Raw genomic sequence first — 1,382 nt, forward strand, 5'->3', positions numbered from 1 at the left:
AAGCCTGTCTATGAGAAGTACCAGAAGATATTTTTCAAGAAAACAAAGGAGAAATTCAAACAGGAACACCCGGAGGTCGCCCGGTATGCGAAAGCCGCCGCCTACCTTGCCAAGCACCCGGACGATAAGGACAGCACCCAAAAGGAGCTGCAACAGGAGCAGGAAAAACTTCTCAGCGAAATCGCAGAGCTGAAAGTACCGCTGACAGAGGTGCAGGAGGATTTGAAGAAGCTGCGGGACATCCGCTACTGGGTACGGAAAGCCACCCCCGGCACAGAGGAAAGCAAAGAGCCGCCCAAGAAACAGCCTATCAAAGAAGTCTTGCAGGATAAGACTGACGAGAAAAAAGCACAAAGAACCACCCCGGCACAGGAGAAACACAGACAACAGGATATGGAACTTTAACAGGCACTTGCCATTTTCAATCAGAGAATGTCAGGTGCTTTTCTTATTTTCAAGGAGAGATAGATTTGAATGTATTTGAAGCTGTGAAGCAGTCCGTCACAACAAGACAGGCTGCGGAGCATTATGGAATCCGTATAGGTCGGAACGGGATGGCTTGCTGCCCGTTCCATCATGATAAAACCCCAAGCATGAAGCTGGATCGGCGTTACCACTGCTTCGGCTGCGGTGCGGATGGGGATGTGATTGATTTTGCCGCCGCCCTGTATGGGCTGGGAAAGAAAGACGCCGCCGTACAACTGGCACAGGACTTCGGGCTTTCATATGAGGACTGGAAACCGCCGGGAAAGGCGAAAAAGCCCAAGCCCCGGCAGAAATCCCCGGAGGAACAGTTTCAGGAAGCAAAGAACTGCTGCTTCCGTATTCTTGCCGATTATCTCCACCTACTTCGAGTGTGGAGAAAGGAATATGCCCCGCACTCCCCGGAGGAAGCCTTTCATCCCCGGTTTGTGGAAGCCTTACAGAAGCAAGCCCAAGTGGAATATCTGCTGGATGTGCTTCTGTTCGGGGAAACAGAGGAAAAAGCGGCTTTGATTACGGACTACGGAAAGGATGTGATACAGCTTGAACAGCGAATGGCAGAGCTTGCAGCCGCAGACGCAGCAAGAACTAAAAAACACCATGAACGCCATGCAGCCGCCCCAGAACATTGAGGAAATCAAGGCGGGGCTGGAAACTACCGAGAAAGGCGGTGTCCGTCAGAGCATACGGAACTGCCTGACCGTATTCCAGCGTGACCCTCTGCTTTCCGGGGCTATCGCATACAACATCCTAACTGACCGAAAGGACATCATAAAGCCCATCGGCTTTCACAGAGAAAGCACCGCCCTGAACGATACGGACATGAAGTATCTGCTTCTCTATCTGGAAGAAACCTACGGGCTTACCAATGAGAAAAAGATTGATAACGCCATCGGGAT

General features: G+C 51.2%; 1 protein-coding gene and 2 pseudogenes. All 3 read left to right on the forward strand.

What is annotated here, in order from left to right; genetic code table 11:
* Window positions 1-405 (forward strand): annotated as a pseudogene (locus LKD71_RS18040) (MobQ family relaxase); the annotation flags it as partial.
* A 65-nt stretch (window positions 406-470) separates the two neighbouring features.
* Window positions 471-1,115 carry a CHC2 zinc finger domain-containing protein gene (locus LKD71_RS18045; RefSeq protein WP_227616430.1) on the forward strand — a complete coding sequence of 215 codons (645 nt, stop codon included), beginning with the start codon at window positions 471-473 and terminating at the stop codon, window positions 1,113-1,115.
* Window positions 1,084-1,382 (forward strand): annotated as a pseudogene (locus LKD71_RS18050) (virulence-associated E family protein); the annotation flags it as partial. The gene LKD71_RS18045 and the pseudogene LKD71_RS18050, both read left to right, overlap by 32 nt.

Origin of the sequence: Fusicatenibacter faecihominis (assembly GCF_020686945.1) — a bacterium.
GTDB classification, from domain to species: Bacteria; Bacillota; Clostridia; order Lachnospirales; family Lachnospiraceae; genus Limivivens; species Limivivens faecihominis.